The 2,951-nt window shown below is 71.2% G+C and carries 6 protein-coding genes; all 6 read left to right on the forward strand.

What is annotated here, in order from left to right; translation table 11 throughout:
• A partial coding sequence (locus ACYVIP_RS44815; protein WP_460407357.1) for a hypothetical protein occupies positions 1-696 on the forward strand: 696 nt, incomplete at its 5' end.
• A 2-nt stretch (positions 697-698) separates the two neighbouring features.
• Complete coding sequence (locus tag ACYVIP_RS44820) at positions 699-1,127, forward strand: hypothetical protein (RefSeq protein ID WP_460407359.1); 429 nt, start codon at positions 699-701, stop codon at positions 1,125-1,127.
• Positions 1,124-1,459, forward strand: a complete 336-nt coding sequence (locus tag ACYVIP_RS44825; protein WP_460407360.1) for a zinc finger domain-containing protein — start codon at positions 1,124-1,126, stop codon at positions 1,457-1,459. The genes ACYVIP_RS44820 and ACYVIP_RS44825 overlap by 4 nt, the downstream gene beginning before the upstream one ends.
• 71 nt (positions 1,460-1,530) lie before the next feature.
• Positions 1,531-2,136: a hypothetical protein gene (locus ACYVIP_RS44830; RefSeq protein WP_460407361.1), complete on the forward strand. Its 606-nt coding sequence runs from the start codon at positions 1,531-1,533 to the stop codon at positions 2,134-2,136.
• A gap of 2 nt (positions 2,137-2,138) precedes the next feature.
• Positions 2,139-2,582, forward strand: a complete 444-nt coding sequence (locus ACYVIP_RS44835) for a hypothetical protein (RefSeq protein WP_460407363.1) — start codon at positions 2,139-2,141, stop codon at positions 2,580-2,582.
• Between the two features lie 16 nt (positions 2,583-2,598).
• The gene (locus tag ACYVIP_RS44840; RefSeq protein WP_460407364.1) at positions 2,599-2,799 is read left to right on the forward strand and encodes a hypothetical protein; all 201 of its coding nucleotides are present in this window, start codon (positions 2,599-2,601) and stop codon (positions 2,797-2,799) included.
• Positions 2,800-2,951: the final 152 nt, after the last annotated feature.

Consider the following 2,951-nt stretch of genomic DNA (forward strand, 5'->3'; position numbering starts at 1 on the left):
GCCGCCGAGGAACGCACCGAGGCCCAAGACCGGCTCGCGACCGCCCGACAGAAGCACGCCGAACGCGCCCGCCGATACCGCGAACGACTCAAGACGGCCACCCCCCGTGACGCCGAAGTAGAGCGTCACGTGACGCCCAACCTGAGCGTCACAAACGGAAACGTGACGCCCAACCTGGACGCACGTGACGCCGTACTAGAGCGTCACGTGCGTCCAACCTCAACGCACGTGACGCCGTCAACACCGTCACAACCGCAGGTCAGCACCCGCGTAACAGCCAATGAACAGCCATATGAACTACCAGGAACTGCCAAAACACACTCGCCGCTCCGCGGCGAGTTCGAACACTTCTGGACCGCCTACCCGCGCAAGGTCGGCAAGAAAACCGCCGAACAAGCCTTCAACCGCATCGTCCACAAGCGACTCGCGACCGCCGACGACCTGACCGCCCACGCCCAGCGCTGGGCAACCCTCTGGGCCGACGCCGGCACCGACACCCGGTTCATCCCCCACCCCACCACGTGGCTCAACGGCGAACGCTGGAACGACGACCCGCCACGACCACCCGCCCGACTCCAGCCCGACAACCGACCGTCCACAACCGACGCCCGATTCGCCGCAGCCATGGCCCTCGCAGCCCGCTACGACAACGACCCCCGCGACACCCCCCGCCAGATCACCGGAGGAACCCCATGACCATGACCCGCAAGGAAACCGCCGTCCTGCTCGCCCTCATCGCCACCTACGACCAGCGCACCGTCGGCGAAGCCGACGTCGAAGCCTGGCACGCGATCGCCGACGTCGAAGCCTGGACCTTCGCCCGCGCCCGCCGCGCCGCCATCGAGCACCACAGGGCCGGCGCCGACAAACCCCGCATCCGGCCCGCACACATCACCGACGCCATCAACGGCATCCGCGACCGCGTCCGCCGCGCCATCCTCAACGCCAACCCCATCGCCCCCCGCGGCGTCGACCCCGTCGCCTGGTTCCAGCAGGCCATCACCGACGCCCAACGCACAGCACTCGACCTCTGGGCCAACGGCCAGCCGCTACCCAACCTCGGCGACCCCCGAGCAGCCACGTTCCTCGCCACCGGCCCGACACACCTGATCGAGGCCACCCGATGAGCGACTCCGTACGGCGTACGGGGTACGTCCCGATGCGCGCGCCCCACGGCGACCTGGAGCGGATCACCGCGGGTGTCGACCGGGTGGTGGCCGTGCTGGCCAGGCGGCGTGCGATCGCGGCCGGCATGGACCCGGGGACGGCGGTGGATGTGGCGGACAGCGAGGCGCAGGAGCGGCGTCTGGTGCGGTCGGTGCCGTGTCCGTGGGGGCCGTGTCGGGCGCAGGTTGGGCGGCCGTGTACGCGCCTGGGTGGGGTGCCGCTGCGGGGCGATCGGGTGCATGACCTGCGGAAACAGGCTGCGTTGGGTGCTGGTTCGTTTTCTCATGCCTGACGTGTTGCGCTCATGCGTCGCATGTGCGTATCATGAGTCTCACACCAGAACCACCGACCAGGGAGACCACCTTGACCACCACCACGAACACCAGCCGCCCGGCCAGCGGCACCGCCACCGTCGGCTCGCCCGACTGGCACACCACCAACCACACCGACGCCCTCGACCGCTCGTTCCAGCCCATCACCAGCTACAACGCCTGCGACTGGGACGTGTGCGTCGAGTACCGCGACTGGCAGACCGGCGACCGCCGGACGTGCGTCGTCTGCGCCCAGCCGATCGTGTCCACCGGGTCGGCGTGCGGCTTCCGGCACATCGACCTCGCCGCGGACCACGGCCACGAGGCCCACCCGCGCCTGGCGCACCCGATGGACTCCGACCCGTTCGCCGGCCTGCCCGACACCGACGAGGTCGAGCAGCCCGCCGACCAGCTGGCCGCCGAGCCCGAGATCAGCCTCGGCAAGTTCCAGCAGCGCGTCGCCGACGGCCACTACCAGCCCGCCAGCCCCCCGCGCCCGAACCACCAGCAGTCCACCTACGGCCTGTCGATCCTCGCCGCCCTCGGCCTGCGGGACCGCCACGTCTACGCCGGCACCGTCAACCACGCCACCAAGACCAACCGCAGGGCCCGCAACCGCGTCGCCCGCCGCTCCCGCCGCATCAACCGGGGGCACTGACCATGACCTTCGACCCCGCCGCGCTGGCCACCGACCTCGCCGCCGGCTACCGCGCCCTCGCCGACCTCATCGACGCCAACCCCGACCTCGCCGCGCACATGCGCTACATCCCCAAGAACATCCTCGTGCCCGTCAGCGGCGAAGACGACCCCCGCGCCATCATCGCCGCGTTCGCCCGCACCGGCCTCCGCCACGGCGCCACCGTCGAAAAGTGGATTCGCGGCAGCAACTCCGGTGTCGCCATCGCCTGGGGCCAGATCAACCTCGACGTGTACGCCGGCCGCGACGAGGTTTGCGAGCGCGTCGTCACCGGCGTCGAGACCGTCACCAAGACCGTCCCCGACCCCGAGGCGTTGGCCGCCGTGCCCACCGTCGAGGTCACCGAGCAGGTCGAGCAGGTCGAGTGGCGCTGCCGGCCACTCCTCGCCACCGAGGTGGCCGAGTGACCGGCCAGTGCCCCGGATGCGGCGGCCCCTGGCCCTGCTGGAACCGGAAGTGCGGCCAGTGACCGCCGCCTGGGCCGCCTGGATCGGCATCGCCCTCACCGTCGCCCTGCTCGCCCGCTACGCCGACCGCTGGGCCGACCGCCGCAACCAGAACGCCGACGTGCAGCGCGGCCGCACCCGACCCGACACCAACGAGCTCGACGAGTGGTGGTGGTGACCACCACCCCGGGCAGCCCCACCGCTGCCCGGGGCCCGTCACCCACCACCACACCCAGGAGACCACTACCATGCGCACCCTCCGCCGCATCGCCCTCGCCGCACTGACCACCCTCGCCGCGGTCGGCATCGCCGCCTGCACCACCGACAGCC

It is taken from the genome of Actinophytocola sediminis (assembly GCF_054779715.1).

Bases quoted from the DNA above. Each gene is read 5' to 3' on its own strand.
- ACYVIP_RS44820 (WP_460407359.1), top strand. From the start codon at position 699: ATGACCCGCAAGGAAACCGCCGTCCTGCTCGCCCTCATCGCCACCTAC.
- ACYVIP_RS44825 (WP_460407360.1), top strand. From the start codon at position 1,124: ATGAGCGACTCCGTACGGCGTACGGGGTACGTCCCGATGCGCGCGCCC.
- ACYVIP_RS44835 (WP_460407363.1), top strand. From the start codon at position 2,139: ATGACCTTCGACCCCGCCGCGCTGGCCACCGACCTCGCCGCCGGCTAC.
- ACYVIP_RS44840 (WP_460407364.1), top strand. From the start codon at position 2,599: ATGCGGCGGCCCCTGGCCCTGCTGGAACCGGAAGTGCGGCCAGTGACC.